Annotated in this window: 20 protein-coding genes; 7 read left to right on the forward strand and 13 right to left on the reverse strand. The window is 68.1% G+C overall.

Features of this window, described 5'->3' with window-relative positions; genetic code table 11:
• Window positions 1-51: 51 nt before the first annotated feature.
• Window positions 52-1,530: an FAD-dependent oxidoreductase gene (locus tag SK803_RS00690; RefSeq protein ID WP_319963703.1), complete on the reverse strand. Its 1,479-nt coding sequence runs from the start codon at window positions 1,528-1,530 to the stop codon at window positions 52-54.
• 42 nt (window positions 1,531-1,572) lie between these two features.
• Between SK803_RS00690 and SK803_RS00695 the strand changes: the two genes are divergently transcribed.
• The 4 genes from SK803_RS00695 (at window position 1,573) to SK803_RS00710 (ending at window position 5,370) form a co-directional block, all read left to right on the forward strand.
• A complete protein-coding gene (locus tag SK803_RS00695; RefSeq protein WP_319963704.1) occupies window positions 1,573-2,832 on the forward strand; it encodes an NAD(P)/FAD-dependent oxidoreductase in 1,260 nt (419 codons plus the stop codon).
• A gap of 113 nt (window positions 2,833-2,945) precedes the next feature.
• Window positions 2,946-3,452: a helix-turn-helix domain-containing protein gene (locus tag SK803_RS00700; protein WP_319963705.1), complete on the forward strand. Its 507-nt coding sequence runs from the start codon at window positions 2,946-2,948 to the stop codon at window positions 3,450-3,452.
• A 26-nt stretch (window positions 3,453-3,478) separates the two neighbouring features.
• On the forward strand, window positions 3,479-4,381 hold the full coding sequence (locus SK803_RS00705) for an SRPBCC family protein (RefSeq protein WP_319963706.1): 903 nt from the start codon (window positions 3,479-3,481) through the stop codon (window positions 4,379-4,381).
• A 146-nt stretch (window positions 4,382-4,527) separates the two neighbouring features.
• On the forward strand, window positions 4,528-5,370 hold the full coding sequence (locus SK803_RS00710; RefSeq protein ID WP_319963707.1) for an extensin family protein: 843 nt from the start codon (window positions 4,528-4,530) through the stop codon (window positions 5,368-5,370).
• Between the two features lie 156 nt (window positions 5,371-5,526).
• Here the strand turns inward: SK803_RS00710 and SK803_RS00715 are convergent, their stop codons facing one another.
• From SK803_RS00715 to SK803_RS00735, 5 genes are all read right to left on the reverse strand, one after another.
• Window positions 5,527-6,153 (reverse strand): DUF4360 domain-containing protein, encoded by a 627-nt coding sequence (locus SK803_RS00715; protein WP_319963708.1) that lies wholly within the window; start codon window positions 6,151-6,153, stop codon window positions 5,527-5,529.
• Window positions 6,154-6,553: 400 nt separating this feature from the next.
• Window positions 6,554-7,066: an ATP-binding protein gene (locus SK803_RS00720; RefSeq protein WP_319963709.1), complete on the reverse strand. Its 513-nt coding sequence runs from the start codon at window positions 7,064-7,066 to the stop codon at window positions 6,554-6,556.
• A gap of 200 nt (window positions 7,067-7,266) precedes the next feature.
• Window positions 7,267-7,887: a DUF4360 domain-containing protein gene (locus SK803_RS00725; RefSeq protein WP_319963710.1), complete on the reverse strand. Its 621-nt coding sequence runs from the start codon at window positions 7,885-7,887 to the stop codon at window positions 7,267-7,269.
• Window positions 7,888-8,334: 447 nt separating this feature from the next.
• Complete coding sequence (locus tag SK803_RS00730; RefSeq protein WP_319963711.1) at window positions 8,335-9,615, reverse strand: HAMP domain-containing sensor histidine kinase; 1,281 nt, start codon at window positions 9,613-9,615, stop codon at window positions 8,335-8,337.
• Complete coding sequence (locus SK803_RS00735; protein WP_319963712.1) at window positions 9,612-10,277, reverse strand: response regulator transcription factor; 666 nt, start codon at window positions 10,275-10,277, stop codon at window positions 9,612-9,614. The genes SK803_RS00730 and SK803_RS00735 overlap by 4 nt, the downstream gene beginning before the upstream one ends.
• A 25-nt stretch (window positions 10,278-10,302) precedes the next feature.
• Between SK803_RS00735 and SK803_RS00740 the strand changes: the two genes are divergently transcribed.
• A complete protein-coding gene (locus tag SK803_RS00740; protein ID WP_319963713.1) occupies window positions 10,303-10,863 on the forward strand; it encodes a hypothetical protein in 561 nt (186 codons plus the stop codon).
• A 59-nt stretch (window positions 10,864-10,922) separates the two neighbouring features.
• Here SK803_RS00740 and SK803_RS00745 read toward each other — a convergent pair whose 3' ends face one another.
• From SK803_RS00745 to SK803_RS00755, 3 genes are all read right to left on the reverse strand, one after another.
• Window positions 10,923-12,128 carry a glycoside hydrolase family 88 protein gene (locus SK803_RS00745; protein ID WP_319963714.1) on the reverse strand — a complete coding sequence of 402 codons (1,206 nt, stop codon included), beginning with the start codon at window positions 12,126-12,128 and terminating at the stop codon, window positions 10,923-10,925.
• A gap of 212 nt (window positions 12,129-12,340) precedes the next feature.
• Complete coding sequence (locus tag SK803_RS00750) at window positions 12,341-13,327, reverse strand: GNAT family N-acetyltransferase (RefSeq protein ID WP_319963715.1); 987 nt, start codon at window positions 13,325-13,327, stop codon at window positions 12,341-12,343.
• A gap of 4 nt (window positions 13,328-13,331) precedes the next feature.
• On the reverse strand, window positions 13,332-14,327 hold the full coding sequence (locus SK803_RS00755) for an alkaline phosphatase family protein (RefSeq protein ID WP_319963716.1): 996 nt from the start codon (window positions 14,325-14,327) through the stop codon (window positions 13,332-13,334).
• Window positions 14,328-14,449: 122 nt separating this feature from the next.
• Here SK803_RS00755 and SK803_RS00760 point away from each other — a divergent pair, with 122 nt between their 5' ends.
• Window positions 14,450-15,331: a Ppx/GppA phosphatase family protein gene (locus SK803_RS00760; protein ID WP_319963717.1), complete on the forward strand. Its 882-nt coding sequence runs from the start codon at window positions 14,450-14,452 to the stop codon at window positions 15,329-15,331.
• Here SK803_RS00760 and SK803_RS00765 read toward each other — a convergent pair.
• The 3 genes from SK803_RS00765 to SK803_RS00775 form a co-directional block, all read right to left on the reverse strand.
• On the reverse strand, window positions 15,328-15,687 hold the full coding sequence (locus SK803_RS00765) for an STAS domain-containing protein (RefSeq protein WP_319963718.1): 360 nt from the start codon (window positions 15,685-15,687) through the stop codon (window positions 15,328-15,330). The genes SK803_RS00760 and SK803_RS00765 overlap by 4 nt on opposite strands.
• A 92-nt stretch (window positions 15,688-15,779) precedes the next feature.
• Complete coding sequence (locus tag SK803_RS00770) at window positions 15,780-16,010, reverse strand: DUF6480 family protein (RefSeq protein WP_319963719.1); 231 nt, start codon at window positions 16,008-16,010, stop codon at window positions 15,780-15,782.
• A 20-nt stretch (window positions 16,011-16,030) separates the two neighbouring features.
• Entirely contained in the window at window positions 16,031-16,426 is a 396-nt protein-coding gene (locus SK803_RS00775; protein WP_319963720.1) for an ATP-binding protein, read from the reverse strand.
• 95 nt (window positions 16,427-16,521) lie between these two features.
• Between SK803_RS00775 and SK803_RS00780 the strand changes: the two genes are divergently transcribed.
• Window positions 16,522-16,890: an STAS domain-containing protein gene (locus SK803_RS00780; protein WP_319963721.1), complete on the forward strand. Its 369-nt coding sequence runs from the start codon at window positions 16,522-16,524 to the stop codon at window positions 16,888-16,890.
• On the opposite strand, the gene SK803_RS00785 is transcribed toward SK803_RS00780, so the two are convergent.
• On the reverse strand, window positions 16,863-21,011 hold the full coding sequence (locus tag SK803_RS00785; RefSeq protein ID WP_319963723.1) for a HAMP domain-containing protein: 4,149 nt from the start codon (window positions 21,009-21,011) through the stop codon (window positions 16,863-16,865). The genes SK803_RS00780 and SK803_RS00785 overlap by 28 nt on opposite strands.
• Window positions 21,012-21,139: the final 128 nt, after the last annotated feature.

A 21,139-nucleotide genomic window follows, 5' to 3' on the forward strand; every position in this document is an offset into this window, starting at 1 on the left:
GTGGTACTTGCAGACGCCACCCAGCTGGCCGCGGATCAGCGATTCAGGCCACTAGCGGGGTTCGCGGCGGGGGAGGGGCTTGGTGGCAGGCCCCTCCAGCACCTCGCCGTCCACGTCGAAGCGCGAGCCGTGGCACGGGCAGTCCCAGCTGCGTTCGGCCGCGTTGAAACGCACCAGGCAGCCGAGGTGCGTGCAGCGCATCGAGACGGCGTGCAGGTCGCCGTCCTCGTCGCGGTAGACGCCGGTCTTGCCCAGGCCGTCGCGGATCACGTGCGCGTGGCCGCGGGGCAGGTTCTCGCTGGAGGTGGCGTCGGCGGGAACGACCCGGTCGCCGACCATCTGCACGGCCACCTCCGCGTTCTTCTTCACCAGTTCCGGCAGGGACTTCAGCGAGAAGCGGTGCGGGCTGAAGCGTTCGGCCAGGTCGTTCGGCTTGCCCGTGACCAGGTCCGCGAGCAACGACGCCGCGAACGTGCCGCTGGTGAGGCCCCACTTCATGTAACCGGTGGCGGTGAAGATCGTGTCGTTGCCCGGGGTGTAGGTGCCGATCATCGGCAGGTGGTCGTAGGACGTCGGGTCCTGAGCGGACCAGCGGTGGGTGACTTCCTGCACCTGCCAGTGCCTTCGTGCGAAGTCTTCGAGGCGGCGGAACGGTTCCACGGCCGGCTTTCCGGTCGGGTGGCTCTGGCCGGCCAGGATCAGCTTGTCCTCGTGCGCGGAGATGGACCAGGACGGGCTGCCGGTGCTGATCGCCAGGGTGGTCGGCGGGGTGGCGACGCGGGCGGCGACGCAGTAGGCGCGGGTCAGCTCCAGGCGGGCGAAGTACAGGCCGCGGTCCAGCGTCGGGTAGTGGGTGGCGATCACGATCTTCGCGGCCTCGACCTGTCCGTCCGCTGTGGACACTCGGTTGCCGGACACGTCGAGCACGCGGCTGTGTTCGCGGACGGCGCTGCCGTCGCCGTCGATCGCGGCGGCGAGACCCAGCAGGTACTTCACCGGGTGCAGCGCGATCTGGTCGTCCAGCCGGACGGCCGCGTGCACCTCGAACGGCAGGTCGCCGTCGACGCTCGCGCGCACGGGCAGGCCGACCTGGCGGGCGGTGATCAGCTCGTGGTCGACGTCGCTGACCTCCGACTCGGTGTAGGCGTAGGTCACCGCCGGGGCGCGGCGCAGGTCGCAGGAGATGCCTTCGGTTTTCACGAGGTCGGCGACCTGGGCGACGGCGGCAAGAGACGCCGCGGCGTAGTCGGTCGCGGCGGCCAGACCGTGCGTCCGCCGGATCTGTGAGTACACAGTGGACTGGAGGGCGGTCACCTTGGCCGTGTTGTTGCCGGAGACGCCGGACGCCACCCGGTCGGCTTCCAGCACCACGACCCGCAGGCCGCGGCGCTTGAGCAGCAGCGCGGTGGTCAGTCCGGTGATGCCACCGCCGACCACCGCGACGTCGAACTCGTGCTCGCCGGTCAGCGGTGGGCGCGGGGTCGTGGGCAGCGCGGAGAGCCAGAGCGACTGGTCAGCGGTGGTGGTCATGGCGGCCGGATACCCGGCGGGTGGAATGGGTATGCGACATCCATGGGCAAGCACCGGGTAGTCGTCGTCGGCGGCGGGTTCGGAGGGCTGGGCGTCGTGCGCGGGTTGAAGCGCGCGGACGTCGAGGTCACGTTGATCGACCGCACCAACCATCACCTGTTCCAGCCGTTGCTCTACCAGGTGGCGACGGCGTTGCTACCTGCCGGAGACATCGCACCGGCGTTCCGGGCGATCCTGCGCAAACAACGCAACGCGCGGGTGCTGCTGGGTGAGGTCACGGGGTTCGACACGAAGGCGAAGCGCGTCCACGTCGACCTGCCGGACGGCACGACGAAGAACGTCGAGTACGACACGCTCGTGGTGGCGGCCGGATCGAGGGACAGCTACTTCGGGCACGACGACTGGGCCGAGTCCGCGCCGCCGATGAAGACCCTGGAACAGGCCGTCGACCTGCGGTCGAAGCTGCTGCGAGCGTTCGAGACCGCCGCGGTGGCGGACGATCCGAAGCAGTGGCTGTCGTTCGCCGTGGTCGGTGCCGGGCCGACCGGCGTCGAACTGGCCGGGCAGCTCGCCGACCTGGCGCGCAGGGCGTTGAAGGGGCAGTTCCGCGAGATCGACCCGCGCGACATCCGGATCACGCTGCTGGACGCGGTGCCGCACGTGCTGCCGCCGTTCTCCGCGCCACTGCGCGAGCACGCCCGCGTCAAGCTGGAACGGCTGGGCGTGACCGTGATGACCAACGCCATGGTCGAGTCGATCGACGAGGAAGGCCTCACCACCAGGGACGGCGACCGGGTCGAGGCGCGGACGATCATCTGGGCGGCCGGTGTGCAGGCCTCGCCGCTGGCCCGCAAGCTCGCGGAGGCAACAGAGACCGACGTGGATCGCAAGGGCCGGATTCTGGTGAACCCCGCGGACTGCTCGGTCGCCCGCGACGTCTACGCGATCGGCGACATGGTCAACCTGAAGGACCTGCCGGGCATCGCCGAGCCCGCGCTCCAGGAGGGCCACCACGTCGCCCGCGTGATCAAGGCACGCCTGCAGGGCCGCGAGACCAAGCCGTTCAGGTACCTGGATCTCGGCACGATGGCGACCATCTCGCCTGGTGACGCTGTCGCGGACATCAAGAAGCTGCGGCTCAAGGGGATCATCGGCAAGGCGGCGTGGCTGGTCGTGCACATCGCGTTCCTCGTCGGGTGGCGCAACCGGATCGCGGTGCTGACGCAGTGGGGCTGGAACCTCGTCACCGGCCGCCGCACGCAGCCGATCATTCTGGAGCCGATGCATGCGATAGAGCGGTAATAGCAGGCGCGGCTACCGTCCACGAAAGCCGAAGGCCAGGGCCACGGCCCGTGCCGCGGCCACGGCATTGGGTCGGCTGGTGCTCTCCGTGGTGGACAAACGGAAGTGGACGCATGTCGAACCTGGTGAACCAACTGCCCGTCGAGGTGGTGCGGTGGCCGTTGGACGCGGCGACCCGGGAAGCGTGCCAGCGCAGCGGGACGTTGTGCCTGCTGGTGCTGGAGAAGAACGTGCCCGCGCCGGTCCTGACGGACATGCGGGAGGACTGGGTGCGCGCTCCGGTGCCGCACCAGGACCTCGCTGTGCGCATCGCGATGTTGCGGGCCCGTGCGGCGCGCTACGCCGTGCCGGAGCTGGACATGTCCGGCATCCTGCGCTTCCGCACGCGGTCCGTGGTGCTCTCGCCCACCGAACGCGCCCTGGTCGCCGAGCTGCTCAGACGGTTCCGGTCGCTGGCCTCGCGCGAGGACCTGCTGCTCTGCCTGCCCACCAAGGACGGCGACACCAGCAACGCCCTGCACCTGCACATCATGCGGCTGCGGCGGCGGATCGCGCCGCTCGGCCTGGTGATCAAGACGCTGTGGAACCAGGGCTACCAGCTGGGTCCGGCCGGTTCGTAGGGTTCGGCGCGGGGTAACCGCCCGGTGTGAACACGGAGCTGCTGAGCATCTACCTCAACGACCACCTGGCCGGGGCGATGGCGGGCACCGAACTCGCCCGCCGGATCAGCCGCACGCACCCCGAGCTGCGCATCCTCGCGGACGACATCGAGGCCGATCGCAAGGAGCTGCTCGACGTCATGACCGAGGTCGGCGTCGAGCAGCGCCCGCACAAGGTCGCGATCGGCTGGCTCACCGAGAAGGCGGGCCGGCTCAAGTTCAACGGCAGGCTGCTGGGCCGCTCGCCGCTGAGCGACGTCCTCGAACTGGAGACGCTGCGCATCGGCATCGAGGGCAAGTCCGCGATGTGGCGGGCGCTGCAGGCGCTGGGGGCCGTCGACGCGGAACGGCTGGAGCGACTGCTGCAGCGGGCGGCCGGCCAGGCGGAACTCGTTGAGACGTACCGGATCCACCTCGCGCCGAAGGCGTTCAACTCGCCGCACGTGTCCGGCGTCGACGTCGAGCGCGCGTTCACCGTCGCGTCCCCGCCCGAGGGCGTCGTCGAGTACCTGCGCGACTTCTCCCGCGCCGAGCAGTGGGATCCGGGCACGGTGACCTGCACGCGCCTCGACGGGGGGCCGGTCGAGGTCGGCTCGCGCTGGCGCAACGTGTCGACGTTCCTCGGCCGCAAGACCGAGCTGGTCTACGAACTGACCCGCGAGGACGCCCACGGCCTGCAGTTCGTCGGCCGCAACGACACGGCCACCTCCACCGACGACATCTCGATCACCGCGGGACCCGCGCCCGGCACGACCCGGATCGGCTACCACGCCCACGTCGAGTTCAACGGCCTCGCGAAGCTCGGGGCACCGGTCGCGAAGCTGGCCCTGGAGAAGCTCGGCAACGACACCGAGAAGAACCTGATCCGCGTGCTCGGCGGTGCGGGCTAGCGTCGGCCGCGCGGTAAAGAGAACGGAAAACCCCAGCTCAGCCCGGATTCCCCGGGCTGGGCATGATCCCTAGACTGCCTCGCGCCGGTTCGTGAGACAGGCCTTCCTCCTGTCCGCTCCGGCTAGGACACAGAGGGAGAACTGGGGTGTTCGAAAACAACGTCAGCAGGCGCGGCTTCGTCACGGGCGCGGCGGCTGTCGCCGGTCTCGCCGGCCTGTCCACCATCGCGCCGGGGCTCGCCGGTGCGGCTCCTGCCCAGCCCAACGAGCACGGCAACGACCAGCACACCGACGCCGAGATCCGGGCCGCCGAGGTCGGCGCGCTGGCGATGATGACGTTCCAGAAGATCGACGGCACGCCCGTCTACTACTGGCGCTCCAACCGCGGCAACACGACCGTGCGCAACTGGCAGGCCACCGACGCGTTCTACAACGCGCTCGTCGCGTGGATCCGGGACCTGCGTTCGCTCTCGTCGAGCTACGGCTCGATCAGCTACATCGTCTCCGCCGGTTTCTACGTGGACAAGCCCGGCCAGCACGGCGCCGGCACCGCGATGGACCTCGACCACGTGCGCTGGTCCAACGGCAACGTCACCTCGCCGCTCGACCAGCACCACGCGTCGGGCACCGCGGCGCTGCGCAAGCGCTACCTCGCGACGGAGGCCGTGTGCCGCCGCCGGTTCCGTTATGTGCTCGACGGCTGGTACAACGCCGACCACCGCGACCACATCCACGCCGATTTCGGTGGAATGCCGGTGCGCGTGCTCAAGGATTCCGAGGCCGACACCAAGTTCGTTCAGGGCACCTGCAACAACTTCCGCGCATCGGGCCTGGCGATCGACGGTATTTGGGGCCCCAACACGCAGAGCGCTTTCAACGGCCTGAAGTCGGCGCTCGGCGTGACGGGTGACCCGCACACCAGCAGCTCCGTGTGGCAGGGAATGCTGTCGAAGATTGCGACCAAGGGCTTCGCGAACCAGAACATCTGATCCGCGGCAGCCGAATCAGAAGCAGTCGAACCGAAGACAGCAGAAACGGCAAGGCCGAAGCCCGTAGACGCGGGGGCTTCGGCCTTGCCGTGCGAGGGCCTGCTCAATCGTTCAGCGGGGGTACTTCTGCCTGAGTGCCTTCATTCGGGGGCACTTTTACTTGGGGCACTTCTTCCACGCGAAGTGGTAGATGGTCTCGATCGAGCCGTCCGTCGAGTCCATCGCCATGAAGCTGGTCTTCTTCGGGTCCGACGTGCCCTTGTCCACGCGGAGCTCGGTGTTGATGTTGAAGTTCCGCTTCGCGCCGCACGGGTGGTAGATGATGGACGCGATGTCGGTCTTGTGCGTCACCTGGAAGCTGTCGCTCATCGCGCCGCTCCAGGTCTTCGACCGCTGGTCGTTGTCGGACATTCCCTGGAAGTAGTAGCTGGCCTTCTGTGTTCCCTTCGCACCCTTTTCCAGGTGTGCGAATCCTCTGTAGTCGGCCTGCGCGATGCCGTAGGTGAACCCGCCCGGCACGTTGACTTTGAGGTTCAGCTGGCAGTTCTTCCGGAAATCGGTCGGCTTCGCCTGCGGGCCGACCTGGGCCAGGTAGTCGCTGTAGGTGACCGTGAACGCCTTGTTGTCCGGGGAGACGGCGATGGCGGCCGTGCCGATGCGGCAGCCGGAGCCGTTGACGGTGACGACGTCGATGGTGATCTGGCCCGTCGGGGGCGGATCCGCGACCGGGGGAATGACGATGGTGGACAGAGCCAAGCCGGCCGCAGCCAACGTGCTAATCATGGGACACCTTTCCGAATGTGCAGGACATGTCGGGCGGCGTGGTACGAGACCGTATCGGAAAGGGTGTTAACGAACGTCCGCCAACCAGAGCAACATGGCCCATCGTTAGTGCAGGTGAATGCGCATCGACCATTTGTCACCATTTGTGTTGGATCGGTTACCGCACTAATGGGCGGGTCCGGGCCTGCGTCGGTCAATTTCCGCCCGTACCGAAAGAACGGCATTCAGAAACCTGATGGTCCAGGCCTCGCCCGAATGTAACACGCCTCGAACGGAGTACTGGGCGTCTGGGATGTGGAACTCAATTCGTGAAGCGTCCACACCTGTGAACCCCCGAGCACGACAAAGGCGCATCCACGGATGGATGCGCCCTTGTGGGTGAAACTCGAGATGAAGCGGTTTAGCGCTGGTTCCCGTTGCCCATCGAGCCGCCGAGGCCGAACAGGATGCGCTGGATGAGCTCCGGATCGACGTCCGGCTCGTCGCCCAGCGCCTCGGCCGCGGGGGAGCGGCGCTTCTCCCGCCGTGGCAGCGGCACGGCGTTGGCGTTCACGCCGGTCGGCAGCTGCAGCTCGCACCAGATCAGCTTCACGCCGTTGCCGAGTTGCAGCTCGCCGGTGCGCAGGTCAGGAGAGGTGGGCGGCATCGTGAACCTGGCCGCCTCGAGCTCGACCACCAGGTAGTCGCCGCTCAGCCGCAGCCGGAGTGTGATCAGTCGTGACGTTTTGGGGTCGGCGGATTCAATTGCGGCCTCGACCAGGGCGCAAGCCACGGCCGAGCACTCGCCGATCATGTTGCGGAGCCGCCATTCACCGAGCGTGAAGCGGACGAACAGATCTGCGCAGTTCACCGCGGTGGGCAACGCGATGAGTGTCAGGTCGTCGACCTGGGCAGTCTGGGCGTTCACCGGCATGCAGCCTCCGTTCGCGTGCGGCGCGCGATCCAGCGACGGTCACCCGAATGGCCGTCGCGGTGTGCGGGAATCTACATGGGTATACGCGGGAAGCAATGGCCTGGTTGACTCACCCGTCAAAAGTCACGTCCGGGTCACGGGTAGAGGCCCCGGCACTCACTGTGAGTAGAGCGCCGGGAGCACTCAGTGATCAAATTCGTTCAGCATCGCTTCCAGGCGAACTGGTAGCGGGTGTTGACGCTGCCGTCGGTCGAGTCCATGGACACGAACGCCGGCTGGTTCGAGGTGTTCGTGAACGCGCGGACCTCGGTGTTCACGTTGAGGTGCCGCACCATGCCGCACGGTGCGAAGACGATCTCCGCGACGTTGGTGGTGTCGGTGAACTGCCAGTTGTCGGTCTTGGGGCCGGCGATGTTGTGCGTGCTCGCCACCGTCGAGGACTGGCCCGCGAAGTAGTAGCTCGCCTTCTGGACGCCCTTCGCGCCTCTGGGTAATTGTGCGAACCCGCGGTAGTCGGCCTTCGCGATCCCGAAGGTGAAGCCCTGCGGGTAGTGCACGCGCAGGTTCAGCTGGCAGTTCTTGCGGAACTGCGTCGGTGTCGAACCGGCACCGGCCTGTGCCGTGTAGTCGCTGTACGTCACCGTGAATGCCGTGTTGTCGTCGGAGACCGCGACGGCGGCTGTTCCCGCGGGGCAACCCGAACCGTTGACCGTCACGACGTCGACGGTGATTTTTCCGGGAGGAACATCCGCGGCGCTCGACGCCTCGGGGGCGACGAGGAGTGACAGTGCCAAAGTCGTAGCTGCCATCACACTGAGCATGAGGCGCCTTCCATTTCGGGGGATGGATGGCGGCGGAGTGGCAGTGACGTTATCTTAAATGGACTTAAGGCGCGGACAGCCGACCGGGCGAACTTAAATATATTTAAAACGGATTAATCGTCTGAACGGTGGATTGGCGACGGCGGGCCGTGGGCTAACTTCGTGTCAGATCAGAAAAACGATCACACAGACCAAGGTGAATACACCGGTCCCCACACCCGGCGCCGAGAGCCCCGGCTGATCCACCTCGTTACACCGGTGTGGGAAGGCAAGCGCGCACTGCTCATCGGGTTCCTTCCTCCTGCTCGGAGCTCGGTGGTGCGGCAGCGGTGCCGCGCAGCCGGCTGGTGCCCGCCGGCGGCGTCGGACCCATCCCACGGTCCGAACGCCGCCGGCGGTGTTCTTTTTCCGGCCCTGCATCCCCCTGCCAGGGCCGGGGAACGGTCCCTAGAGCCTCCGGAGCCTCAATTGCACGCGCGCCCCACCCAGCGGCCCGCGGTCGACGTGGAGAGAGCCACCCGTGCTTTCCGCGGCGCGGCGGGCGATGTCGAGCCCCAGCCCGGTGGAACCACCACCGCTGGCGCCGCGTCGCACGGCCTGTTCGGTGTCCGCGATGCCGGGACCGGCGTCCTCGACCACCAGCGCGACCAGGTCGGCCTGGTGCACCAGCGTCACGGCGAACCGGGTGCCCTCCGGCGTGTACCGGAAGACGTTGCCCAGCAACGCGTCCAGCGCGGCGGCGAGGTCGGTGCGGGCGAGCGGCACGTGTGCGGGCCGATCGGCGCCACGGATCGTCCAGGGTCGTTCCTGGTCGTCGGCGAGCGCGGACCAGAACACCAGCCGGTCGCGCACGACGCTCGCCGCGTCGGCACCGGTGTCGTCGGGCTGCAGGCCGGAACGGGCCGCCTTGATGATCTCGTCGACCTCCCTCTCGAGGCCCTGGACGGCCTCTCGGACGCGGTCCGCGCCAGGACCCCTGCCGAGCGTGTCCGCGTCCAGGAGAAGGGCCGTGAGAGGCGTTCTGAGGCGGTGCGAGAGATCGGCGACCACCTCGCGTTCGGCGGCGAGCAGGTGCCGGACGCGCTCTGCCATGGCGTTGAACGCCTTGCCGACCTCTGCGAGCTCCGGCGGTCCCTTGACCGGCACGCGGACGGTGAGGTCGCCCTGGCCCATCCTGCGGGCCCCTTCGGCGAGCCGCCGGGTGGCCTTGACGGCCCGCGCGCCCAGCCGGTCGGCGACGAACACCGACCCGGCGACGAGCCCGACCGCGACCCCGGCCAGCAACCACCACGTGCCGATCACGCCGCGGGTCAGCTGTTCGTGCGGGACGAACGCCTCGATGATCGCGACCCCGCTGGCACTGGTGGCCAGCGGCTGGAGATAGGAGATGCCATCAGGCCGTTCGACCGTGGACGCCCTGGCGAGGTTTCGCGCCTCCTCGAGGTTGGCGCCGGTGATGTGCGAAGTGCCGTAGGTGCCGGCCGGAACGGCGATGTGCACGGCGAGCCGCTGCTGCGCGCCGTACTGAGTGGTTCTCATGGCCTGGCGGATGTCCGTGGGCTTCTGGGAGATCACCAGCACCGGGATGAGCGCGTTGGCCTGCTTCTCGGCCTCGCCGAGTGCGCGCTCGTACGCCGCGTTCTTGACGACGAGAGCGAGTGGGATGAGGAAGGCCAGCGCCACCATGCTGGTCGCCGCGAGAGCGACCAGCACCAGTGACCGCCTCATCTCGGTGCGACCAGACGCACACCGACACCCCGCACGGTGTGCAGGTAACGCGGCTGCGCGGCCCGTTCACCGAGCTTGCGGCGCAACCACGACAGGTGGACGTCGAGCGTCTGGTCGTCGCGGGTGGACGGCCACAGGCTGGCGAGGATGTCGGCCCGCGGCACCACCTCACCGGAGCGTGCGGCGAGGAAGGAGAGCAGTTCGAACTCCTTGTGGGTCAACGAGAGCTCTCGTCCGTCCACACTGGCCCTGCGGTGCTGGACGTCGATCTCCAGGCCGCCGATGACGAGCTGCTTGCTGTCCCTGGCCCTTCTGAGCACCGCCTGCAGGCGTGCTTCGAGGTGTTCGCTGGAGAACGGTTTGACGAGGTAGTCGTCGGCGCCCGCGTTGAGCAGGCGGATGATCTCCGCCTCGTCGTCGCGGGCGGTCGCGATGACCACGGGGGTGTTCGTGACGCCTCGGATCATCCGCAGCGCGTCACCGCCGTCGAGGTCGGGGAGCCCGAGGTCGAGCACCACGACGTCGTAGTTGTTGGCGGTGACTTCGCGCAAAGCCTCGATCGCGAGCGCGACACCGTGCACGATGTGGCCCTGGCCGGTGAGGGCGCGCGTGATCGCCGCCCGCACCACCGGGTCGTCCTCGACCAGCAGCACTGATGCCATGAGCCGCTACAGGAGGTTTGCCGCAGTGAGACGGTCGATCGGATACCTCGCCGCCTGGGCGGTGGTGACCGCTGTGGCCGTCGGCCTGTCGTGGTTCGGCATCCGGTCGGCGATGGAACCCACTCCCGTGGCCGGTGTGGGCGCCGCGGACGCCACTTCGGGCCCAGGTGTCCTGCCGATGCCGACCATCACGTCGATCAGCGTTGCGGTGCCCGAAGCGGGCCCCCCGATCAGCACGCCGCCTGTCACGCCCTCGTCCACCAGGCCTCCTGTGGTCAGTTCGTCAGTTCCGGTTCCTCCCAGTAGTACGGATGCGCGTCCCACCTCGGCTCAACTCCAGGAGGGGGAATGGCAGTCGGACGGCTCCTACGTCCACGCGTTCCACCTGCGAGGTGGTGACGTGGTGGTGCGGTACCGCTCAACGGGTGTGGAGGCGCTGTCGGCCACACCCGCGGACGGGTGGTCGGTGTCCGTGGAGCAGCCCGGTGGCCCGTTGGTGGTGAACTTCCGCAACGCCGCCGGCCGCCTCTCCCGGCTGGAAGCCACCTGGTCGAACGGCCCCACGGCACGCGTCGTCGAGCAGTAACGGCGTCTGCAAGTACTACCAACAGGGGGTGTTGGTAGTACTTGCAGACGCCAGAAGAGCTACAGGCCGATGGCCTTGGCGATCTGCGCGGGCTTGAGCACGCGCAGGATCGCCTCGTACAGGTAGTAGTCGCCGTACGGCAGCGAGACCTCGACGCCGTCCTCGGCCGGCCGGTTGCGGGTGCCACGCGCCATGATCGCCTCCGCGCGCGTCGACCTCGTGGTGAGGCAGGTGCTCGTCAAGCCGTCGAGGATCTTCAGCGCCCGCTCCCGGTAGCGGTCGCCGCCGGTCGCCCTGGACAGGTCGAGCAGGCCGCACGCCATGATCGCGCCCGCCGACGAGTCCTTGATGTCGTTGGCACCCAGCGGCGAGCGGTAGTCCCACACCGGCACGTGGTCCGGGGTGAGCACCGACAGCGCGAAGTCGGACATCTTGCGCGCGGTGTCGCGGAACTCCCGCAGGCCCGTGCGCCGGTACATCGTCGTGAAGCCGTAGATGCCCCACGCCTGACCGCGCGCCCAGCACGAGGTCGGGCTGTAGCCCTGCACGGTGTTCGGGCCGATCGCCGCGCCGGTGTCCGGGTTGAAGTCGAACACGTGCGGGGTCGAGCCGTCCGGGCGGACGAAGTGCGTCTGAGTGGTTCTGGCGTGGGCGATCGCGATGTCGAGGAACTTGCGGTCGCCGGTCTGCTCGGTGGCGAACGCGAGCAGGTCCAGGTTCATCATCGTGTCGATGATGACGCGGCCCGCGTTGCCCGGCGTGCCGAGCCGGCCCCACGCGCGGATGTACCTGCCGACCGGGTTCCAGCGCTGGATCAGCGTGTTCGCCGCGTCGATCGCGCCGTCACGCCACTTCGTGTCGCCGGTGAGCCGGTACGCGGTGACCCAGGACGGGTAGAAGAGGAACCCCAGGTCGTGGTCGCGCGGCTCGAGCCGGCGCGGAGCCAGCCGGTCGTTCGCGGCCTCGGCCAGCGCGCGCAGCTGGGCGTCGCCGCTGTCGAGGTGCGCGAGCCACAGCGTGCCCGGCCAGAAACCGCCGATCCAGCCGCCGTCGGCGACGTAGGTCCACTTCTCGGCACGGGTGATCTCCGGGAACGACGTGATGCCCGGTGCGACCGCCTTCAGCTTGGTGTTGCCGTAGTCGAGCGCCGCGCGGAGCTTGGCGGGGGAGGCAGCCGCTTCCCCGGCACCGAGCGCGACACCGGCTCCGGTGAGCAGAGGAGTGGCCGCGGCAGACGCCAGAAGGGTGCGTCGAGACAGATTCACGAGACCGTCCAGTCCCTTTCATGTCCTTGCGCCCGGCGTCACCCTGCCAGATCCGATCAAGGTCTGTAAAGGGAAGTCAAAATTGATTCCTTCGCCTTGTCGCAGGCCGCTGACCGGCCTAAAGGCCTGATGTCAGGCGAATCAGATACATGAACTCGCAGGATTCCGACGTTGTAAAATGAATTGTTCACAAGGGTGAACGAATTCGGTCCTCAGACCTGGAACAGAACGGCGTCGAGAGGGTGCGGGCGCAGGCCGTGCCGCTTCTTGAACACGGCGTTGCCCCTGCCGCCTTCGAGGGTGGTCCTGCCGAGGCTGATCGCGTGCTTGACCGACTCCGCGAACAGCACGCCGTACGGGCTGTAGCTGCCGTCGACGGCGTAGTCGACGCCGCACGTCCACGTGTGGAAGCGGGTGGCGTCGGTGAGACAGATGCCGGCCGCGACGAGCTTTCCGCGCTGCCGCACCTCGATCACGTGCGCGAGGTCGCCCAGTGCCCGCACGAACCTCGTGAAGGTGGAGCCGGGGTAGTACCCGTTGTTCTCGAAACGGCTCGCGGTCTTCACGCACAGCGGCGTGATCTCGTCGAGCGAGGCGTGGTCGACAGGGAGAACCTCGACCGTGACGCCCGCGTCCCTCGATCTTCGCTCGTTGCGCCGCAGGTTCGCTCTCGCGCGCAGACCCAGTCCCGAGAGGTAGTGCTCGTAGGTGGTGAGGTCGGTGACCCACCTGTCCGTGAGGTGGCGCGCGGGCAGGCCGGCCGCCCGCAGCGCCTGCGACAGGGCGTTGCCGCGCTGGACGTTCACGAACCCGCACCACCGCGCCCCGATGGCGGACGCGACCTGGGTCATGGCGTCCAGCAGCGTCGGCAGGACCTCGGTCTTGCCCGGCACATGTGCGTCGTAGCAGTGCCAGGTGTGGCTGAGCAGCGCGGGCTGGCCGAGTGCCTCCGGGTAGACCTCGTGCAGGCGGCGCAACGGATTCGCCGCCGACTGGAGGTAGGCCGGGATCACCGCGATCGGCCTGTCGCCGTCGCGCAGCACCAGGTACACGAACCCGTCGGCATTCGTCAGCGGCGCCTGCTCGTACGCGCTGATGTACGCGTGCTGGTAGAAGACCGGTGCGCCGCCGTCGGTGACGACCGAATCCCAATCGGCAGCATCGATTTCGCTTATGGAGCTTAAGATTTCGATGCGCACGCGTTTACTGTACGGCCTGCCAGACCGCGTAGGGCACGTCGATTTCGTCGCGGCTCAGGCCACCGTGCTCGAACTTCGCGGACGGATCGGGGATCGGGAACCTCGGCGAGGCCGCGACCGCGACGACCGGACCGGCCTCCGGCTGCGGCAGACCGAGGTCGGCGGCGTGGTGCACGGTGGCCGTCGCACCCAGAGTCGTTGCCACGCGGTCGAAAACGGCCTCCAGGCGATCCGCCTTCGGGTACAGCCACCGGGTTCGTCCCGCGCCGCCCGACGGGATCACGCACTCCTCGCGCACGATCGCGTCCCAGGCCTCGACGAGCTCCGGGTCGGGATCGACGGCGACCTGACCGTGGTCCGAATGCGCGACGACGGTCCAACCCTGTGCGGCCCAACGGGAAGCGTGCGCGTCGAGGCGCAGCATGGCCTCGTGCACCGATTCGTCGTACCCGTGGCGGTGCACGTGGTCGTCGATGTTGACGTAGGTCCAGAGGAACCTGGCGTCCGGCCGGGTCTTGTCCTGGGCCTTGTCCAGGTCGGCCACGACGTTCGCGACGAGCAGCGGCGGGTCCTCTGCCTGGGCGGTGAGTTTGTGCCGCGGGGGCGCGGGTATCCGGTTGCACCCTCGCAGGAGGGCGTGCGCCCACGTGCCTTCGAGCAGGTCCAGTTCCCGGGCGAGGACGGTGGCTCCGTGCCGTTCGAGCACCGTCGGCAGGTCCGGGATCGCGGGCATGCCGTTGATCGCGTGGACGAGGCCGGATCCGTTGCGGTACACCGTTCCCGGCACGCGGTGGACGTCGGGCGGAGCGCCGGTCAGCGCGGTCAGCAAAGCCGTCGCGGACGTCGTCGGCATCGTCGAGGAGAGGGTGGAGATGGAGGCGGAGAGCCACGACTGTTTGGCCACGTCCGAGGAGAGGCCGTCCACTGCCAGCACGATCACGCCGCGTTGTGCCTTGCCGAGGGCGTTTTCGAGCAGGGCAGGGATCTCCGCCAGTGACATCGGGCGACTGTAACGCATCTCATCAGGCCCGGATTGCCTGTTCGGTGGCCAAGTTCCGCAGAATGGGTGCCGATGAGGTGAAGAACACTTGGTAAAAAGTATTCGGTGAAGGAAGGTGGCGGATGTCGGTCGGGGTTCTGGACGTCGGGTGCTTCAGCGCACACCTGGTGGTCGTGGAACGAGACCTGATGCGTCCGCTGGTGTCCCACAAGGTCCGGCTGAGGCTGGACCGGGAACTGGATTCCGAGGGGGCCATCAGCCGCGACGGCATCGAGTCGTTGTGCGCCGCCGTGCTCGCCGCGCGCAAGAAGGCGGGCGACGTTCCCTTCCTGCCCTTCGCCACCTCGTCCGTGCGTGACTCCACGAACGTCGACGAGGTCATGCGCAAGGTGCACAGACGCACCGGCGTCGAGCTGAAAGTGTTGTCGGGCAAGGAAGAAGCACGCTATTCGTACACCGCGGCGCGGCACTGGTTCGGCTGGGGCGCCGGTCCGATGGTCGTGCTGGACGTCGGCGGTGGCACCGTGGAGCTGGCGGCCGGATCCGGCGCCGAACCCGAGTTCGCGGTGTCGTTGCCTTTGGGGGCAAGGACTTTGACCAGGTCCGGGCTGACCGTGCAGGACATGCGAGCCGAGGTCCACGGCCGGATCTCCAAGGCTTTCCCGCGCGATGAGAGCGCTCGCGCGGTGGGATGCTCCAAGGTGTTCGAGCAACTCGCCCGGCTGGCCGGAGCGCGCACCGATCCGTACGCGCCGCGGCAGCTTCGGTTGAAGGACCTGGAGAAGTGGATTCCGCGGCTGGCGAAGCTGTCGGTTCGCGAACGTGCCGCTCTGCCGGGGATCTCGCGGCACCGGGCCCAGCAGTCACTGGCGGGCGCGGTGGTCGCGGAGGGGTTGATGATGGTCGCGGGACACGAGGTGGTGGACATCTCGCCCTGGTCCACCAAGGAAGGCCTGCTGCTGGATCTCGTGGAGCGGTCGCGCGGGCGCCGTTCGGCGGCTTAGCCCGCTCCGCAGCCGCGCAGCGCCGTCACGGCGTCGTTCACGTCGCTGAACAACAGCAGCAGCTGGTCCACGGCCGTCATTTCCAGGGGACGCAACACGACTCTGCTGTCGCTGACGACGCCGAACTTGACGCCGAGCTCGTCGGCCTGGTGCTGGGTCTCCACCAGCGTGCGGATGCCCTCGGACCCGAAGAAGCGCACTTCCCGCAGGTCTATGACCAGCGCGGGCGGCTTGCGGTCGAGCAGCTCGGCGAGCCTGCTGTTGACCGGCGCCGAGGACATCATGTCGATCTCGCCGGTGAGAGCGACGATCGGGATGGACTGGACGTAGGTAGTTCTCTGTCGAAGCTGGTTCATAAGGACTCCCGTCCGGACCGACCGTACGCGTCTCGCGGTGAGGACCACAACCTGAACCGGTTCTTCCAGGCACGTCCCCGCGAGTCACGGAACTAGCCGAGCAGGAAGGCCTTGGTCAGCAGCATCGCGGCCACCAGCACGGCGAACAACAGGATGATCGCGATCACAACGCGCCCGGTGGTCGCCTTGGGCGGAGTTCGTTCGCGATGGGACAGACCCGAGGTCTGCCCGGACTCCGGCGGGGTGTCTCCCGGTCGCACGCCGCCACCGGGCTCCAGCCCTGGCGTGCGGTCCGGGTCGGGGTCAGGCGGGGTGGCGGTCATACGGGTTGAAGTACCCGTTCTCAGGCTTCCAACTCGGCCCACACGACTTTTCCGCGCCCGTCCGGAATGATGCCCCAGCGCACGCTCAGCGCCTGAACCAGCTGCATACCGCGCCCCCTCGCACTGTTGGGGTCCACGGGTCTGAGCTGAGGCTGCTTCGAAGACTCGTCGTGCACCTCGACGAGCATGCCGGCGGGCTTTCTGCTCACGGAGAGTGTGATCGGTCCCTCACCGTGATCGATCCCGTTCGACACGAGCTCGGTCACCACGAGCTGCGCGTCGTCGGTGAGGTCCTCCGAGAGGCCCCACGAGGCAGCGGCGTCGCGCACCACCTGACGTGCACGAGCGCACGACCCGCCCTCGGCGGTCAGGATCACCCGCACCTCTGCCAGTGGGTCGTTCAACACAAGGCGCATCGTCGCACATCCGGCGCGTCGTTCGGATCTTTCAGCCCCCCGGTGGTCGCATGGTCGGACGTCGTGCTGCACGATTTGGGTCGCACGAGTCGGGCGTGGCGGAAGGAACGGCGACGATGGAGCTCAACGTCGGCAGCGAGGTCCAGCGGGGATGGCGAGTGCTCGTCGTCGCCGGTGAGCTGGACATCGACACCGTCCCCGTGCTGGCCGCACGGCTCGATTCGGACGTGACCGGGACGCACGCCGTCCTGGACCTGTCCGGGTTGCAGTTCATGGACTCGACCGGGCTGGCACTGGTGCTGGAGTGGCATCGCAAGCTCGCCGACGCCGGAGGTCAGCTGCGGATCGCCTCGGTGCAGGGGCCGGTCCGCCGGTTGTTCGAACTGGCGGACGTGGCCGGGGTGCTGAGCCTGCACGACACGGTGGATCTGGCGGTTCAGGCCTCCGCGGAGACTCCCAGGTAGTAGGCGATCAACCGGATCAGGTGCTCGGTGTCGACCGGCTTGGTCACGTAGTCGGTCGCGCCGGAGGCCAGTGACTTCTCGCGGTCGCCCTTCATGGCCTTCGCTGTGACGGCGATCACCGGCAGGTCCGCGTAGCGCTCCATGGCGCGGATGGCCGAGATCGTGGCGTTGCCGTCCAGCTCCGGCATCATGATGTCCATCAGGACGATGGCCACGTCGTCGTACTGCTCCAGCGCACGCACGCCCGTGATGCCGTTGTCGGCGAAGATCGCTTCCAGGCCGTGCAGCTCCAGCACACTCGTCAGGGCGAAGACGTTGCGCAGGTCGTCGTCGACGACCAGCACCTTTTCGCCGTGGAAGCGCATTGAGCCGGACGAGGCCAGCACCGGCGGCGCCGCCACGATCGGGGTGGGTTCCGGCAGCACGACGGTGTCGGAGATCAGCTTGCCGAGCGGCAGGCACAGGGTGAACGTGGAGCCGATGCCCGGCTCGGAGCGGACCCGCAGGGCGCCGTTGAGCAGCTGGGCCAGCTCCCGGCTGATGGACAGGCCCAGACCCGTGCCGCCGTACTTGCGCGACGTGGTGCCGTCGGCCTGCTGGAACGCCTCGAAGATGACCGCGAGCTTCTCGGCCGGGATGCCGATGCCCGTGTCGTGCACGTCGAACGCCACTGTGGACGGATCGTCCATGCGCACGTGCAGGCGGATGCCACCGTCATGGGTGAACTTGACGGCGTTGGACAGCAGGTTGCGCAGGATCTGCTGGAGGCGGTGTTCGTCGGTCCGCAGGGTCTCCGGCACGTTCGGGTCCACCCGGACGGAGAACTCGAGGTTCTTCTCCGCGGTCAGCGGCAGGCAGAGGGTCTCGACGTAGCGGACCAGCTCGTCCAGCCGGACCGGGTCCTCGTGCAGCGTCATGTGGCCCGCCTCGACCTTGGTGAGGTCGAGGATGTCGTTGATGAGCTGCAGCAGGTCGGAGCCGGACGAGTGGATCGTGCGGGCGAACTCGACCTGCTTGGCGTTGAGGTTGCCGTCGAGGTTGTCGGCCAGCAGCTTCGCCAGGATCAGCAGCGAGTTCAGCGGCGTGCGGAGTTCGTGGGACATGTTCGCCATGAACTCGGACTTGTACTTCGACGCGGTCTGCAGCTGACGCGCGCGGTCCTCCAGCTCCTCGGAACCGGCGCGGAGCTCGGTCGTGAGGCGCTGGGACTCGACCAGCAGGGCGTCGGTGCGGGAGTTGGCGAGCATCGTGTTCACGTTGACGCCGATGGCCTCTTTGAGCTGGTCCAGCAGGTCCAGGTGGACGTCGGTGAACGTGTTCAGCGAGGCCAGCTCGATCGCGCCGAGGGTCTCGCCCTGGAACAGGATCGGCAGGATCACCAGGTTGACCGGCGCGGACTCGCCCAGCGCCGACGACACGGTCAGGTAGCCGGGGGGCACCTGGGTGACCAGGATCGTCTTCTTCTCCAGTGCGGCCTGGCCGACGAGCGACTCGCCCATCGTGACGCGGGTGGAGCGGGCGTTGTCCAGCCGGAACCCGTACGAGGCGGTCAGCTCCAGGGTCTGCTTGCTGTCGTCGTCCTCCTGGACCTGGAAGAACGCGCCGTGATGGGCGCTGACCAGCGGCGTCAGTTCGCTCATGATCAACGACGCCAGCGCCCGCAGGTCGCGGTGGCCCTGCATCAGGCCGGACAGGCGGGCCAGGTTGGTCTTGAGCCAGTACTGCTCGCGGTTCGCGCGGGTGGTCTCCTTCAGGTTCGCGATCATCTGGTTGACGTTGTCCTTGAGCTCCGCGAGCTCGCCGGACGCGTCGACGGTGATCTGCCTGGTCAGGTCGCCCGCGGTCACCGCGGTGGCGACGGCGGCGATCGCGCGGACCTGGGTGGTCAGGTTGGACGCCAGCTGGTTCACGTTGTCGGTCAGCTTCGACCAGGTGCCGGCCACGCCGTCGACCTCGGCCTGGCCGCCGAGCTTGCCCTCCGTGCCGACCTCACGGGCGACACGGGTGACCTCGTCCGCGAACGACGACAGCTGGTCGACCATCGTGTTGATGGTGGTCTTGAGCTCGAGGATCTCGCCGCGGGCCGAGACGTCGATCTTCTTCGTCAGGTCGCCCTGCGCGACGGCCGTGGTGACCTGGGCGATGTTGCGGACCTGGTTGGTCAGGTTGTCCGCCATGAAGTTCACCGAGTCGGTGAGGTCCTTCCACGTGCCGGCGACGCCGGACACGCGCGCCTGGCCGCCCAGGATGCCCTCGGTGCCGACCTCGCGGGCGACACGGGTGACCTCGTCACCGAACGCGCGCAGCGTGTCGACCATGCCGTTCAGCGTCTCGGCGAGGGCCGCGACCTCGCCCTTCGCCTCGACGGTGATCTTCTTCGAGAGGTCGCCGTTCGCGACGGCGGTGGCGACGGCGGCGATGTTGCGGACCTGGTTGGTCAGGTTGTCCGCCATCAGGTTGACGTTGTCCGTCAGGTCCTTCCACGTGCCGGCGACGCCCTGCACGCGGGCCTGACCGCCCAGGCGGCCGTCGGTGCCGACCTCGCGCGCGACGCGGGTGACCTCCTCGGCGAACGAGCTGAGCTGGTCGACCATCACGTTCAGCGTGGACTTGAGCTCCAGGATCTCGCCGCGCGCGTCGACGGTGATCTTCTGCGACAGGTCGCCGTTCGCGACGGCGGTGGCGACGTGCGCGATGTTGCGGACCTGGTTGGTCAGGTTGTTCGCCATGAAGTTGACGTTGTCGGTCAGGTCGCGCCAGGTGCCCGCGACGCCGGGCACCGTCGCCTGACCGCCCAGCCGGCCCTCGGTGCCGACCTCGCGGGCCACGCGGGTGGCCTCGTCGGCGAAGCTCGACAGCTGGTCGACCATCGTGTTGATGGTGGTCTTGAGCTCGAGGATCTCGCCGCGGGCGTCGATCGTGATCTTCTGGGTCAGGTCGCCCCGCGCGATGGCGGTGGTGACCGAGGCGATGTTGCGGACCTGGGTCGTCAGGTTGTTCGCCATGACGTTCACCGACTCGGTCAGGTCGCGCCAGGTGCCGGCGACACCGGGGACCTGCGCCTGACCACCGAGGCGGCCGTCCGAGCCGACCTCGCGGGCGACACGGGTGACCTCGTCCGCGAAGCTCGACAGCTGGTCGACCATCGTGTTGATCGTCGACTTGAGCTCGAGGATCTCGCCGCGGGCGTCGACCGTGATCTTCTGGGTCAGGTCGCCCTGCGCGACGGCGGTGGTGACCTGAGCGATGTTGCGGACCTGCGTGGTCAGGTTCTCCGCCATGAAGTTCACGTTGTCGGTCAGGTCGCGCCACGTGCCGCCGACACCGGGCACCTTCGCCTGGCCGCCGAGCTTGCCGTCCGTGCCGACCTCGCGGGCGACGCGGGTGACCTCGTCCGCGAACGACGACAGCTGGTCGACCATCGTGTTCAGCGTGTTCTTGAGCTCCAGCATCTCGCCGGAGACGTCGACCGTGATCTTCTGGGTCAGGTCGCCGTTCGCCACCGCGGTCGCGACCTGGGCGATGTTGCGGACCTGGTTGGTCAGGTTGTTCGCCATCGAGTTGACGTTGTCGGTCAGGTCGCGCCAGGTGCCGGCGACGCCGGGGACCTTCGCCTGACCACCCAGGCGACCGTCCGTGCCGACCTCGCGGGCGACGCGGGTGACCTCGTCCGCAAAGGACGACAGCTGGTCGACCAGGCCGTTCACCGTCGACCCGAGCGTGGCGAACTCACCGCGCAGCGTCTGGTCCGACATGCGCTTGGTCAGGTCGCCCTCGGCGACGGCGGCGAGCACCCGGCTCAGCTCACTCGTCGGCCGCACCAGGTCCTCGACCAGGCCGTTCACCGAGTCGGCCATCAGCGACCAGCCACCGGCGGTGCCCGCGGGCGCCACCCGTTCGGTGAGCCTGCCCTCCTGGCCGACCGCCTGCCGGACCCGGCCCAGCTCACCGGCGAGCCACTGGTTGCGCTCCGCGATCTCGTTGAACACGTCCGCCAGGGCCGACAGAGGCCCGTTCCCCGGCACCACGAGCCTGCGGCGGAAGTTGCCGTCACGCAGATCTCTCATGGCGGAGAGAACCCGTTCGAGGGTCGCGTCCGTCTCTTCGTTGGCCGTGGTCACTCCAAGCCTCCGTGCCTCGGTGGTCGCAGCCAAGCCTGCCACGTTAGGTTGGGAGCGAGGTAACTTGATGCCGCGATGCACGCCAACTACCCGCAGGAGGCCGTGATGATTCGGCCGAGTGCGCTGGA

Origin of the sequence: Lentzea miocenica, assembly GCF_033949945.1 — a bacterium.
In the GTDB taxonomy this organism is placed as follows: domain Bacteria; phylum Actinomycetota; class Actinomycetes; order Mycobacteriales; family Pseudonocardiaceae; genus Lentzea; species Lentzea miocenica.

Bases quoted from the DNA above. Each gene is read 5' to 3' on its own strand.
- SK803_RS00715 (WP_319963708.1), bottom strand. From the start codon at position 6,153: ATGATTAGCACGTTGGCTGCGGCCGGCTTGGCTCTGTCCACCATCGTC.
- SK803_RS00700 (WP_319963705.1), top strand. From the start codon at position 2,946: ATGTCGAACCTGGTGAACCAACTGCCCGTCGAGGTGGTGCGGTGGCCG.
- SK803_RS00760 (WP_319963717.1), top strand. From the start codon at position 14,450: ATGTCGGTCGGGGTTCTGGACGTCGGGTGCTTCAGCGCACACCTGGTG.
- SK803_RS00720 (WP_319963709.1), bottom strand. From the start codon at position 7,066: ATGCCGGTGAACGCCCAGACTGCCCAGGTCGACGACCTGACACTCATC.
- SK803_RS00770 (WP_319963719.1), bottom strand. From the start codon at position 16,010: ATGACCGCCACCCCGCCTGACCCCGACCCGGACCGCACGCCAGGGCTG.
- SK803_RS00765 (WP_319963718.1), bottom strand. From the start codon at position 15,687: ATGAACCAGCTTCGACAGAGAACTACCTACGTCCAGTCCATCCCGATC.
- SK803_RS00775 (WP_319963720.1), bottom strand. From the start codon at position 16,426: ATGCGCCTTGTGTTGAACGACCCACTGGCAGAGGTGCGGGTGATCCTG.
- SK803_RS00725 (WP_319963710.1), bottom strand. From the start codon at position 7,887: ATGCTCAGTGTGATGGCAGCTACGACTTTGGCACTGTCACTCCTCGTC.
- SK803_RS00755 (WP_319963716.1), bottom strand. From the start codon at position 14,327: ATGTCACTGGCGGAGATCCCTGCCCTGCTCGAAAACGCCCTCGGCAAG.
- SK803_RS00695 (WP_319963704.1), top strand. From the start codon at position 1,573: ATGGGCAAGCACCGGGTAGTCGTCGTCGGCGGCGGGTTCGGAGGGCTG.
- SK803_RS00730 (WP_319963711.1), bottom strand. From the start codon at position 9,615: ATGAGGCGGTCACTGGTGCTGGTCGCTCTCGCGGCGACCAGCATGGTG.
- SK803_RS00735 (WP_319963712.1), bottom strand. From the start codon at position 10,277: ATGGCATCAGTGCTGCTGGTCGAGGACGACCCGGTGGTGCGGGCGGCG.
- SK803_RS00690 (WP_319963703.1), bottom strand. From the start codon at position 1,530: ATGACCACCACCGCTGACCAGTCGCTCTGGCTCTCCGCGCTGCCCACG.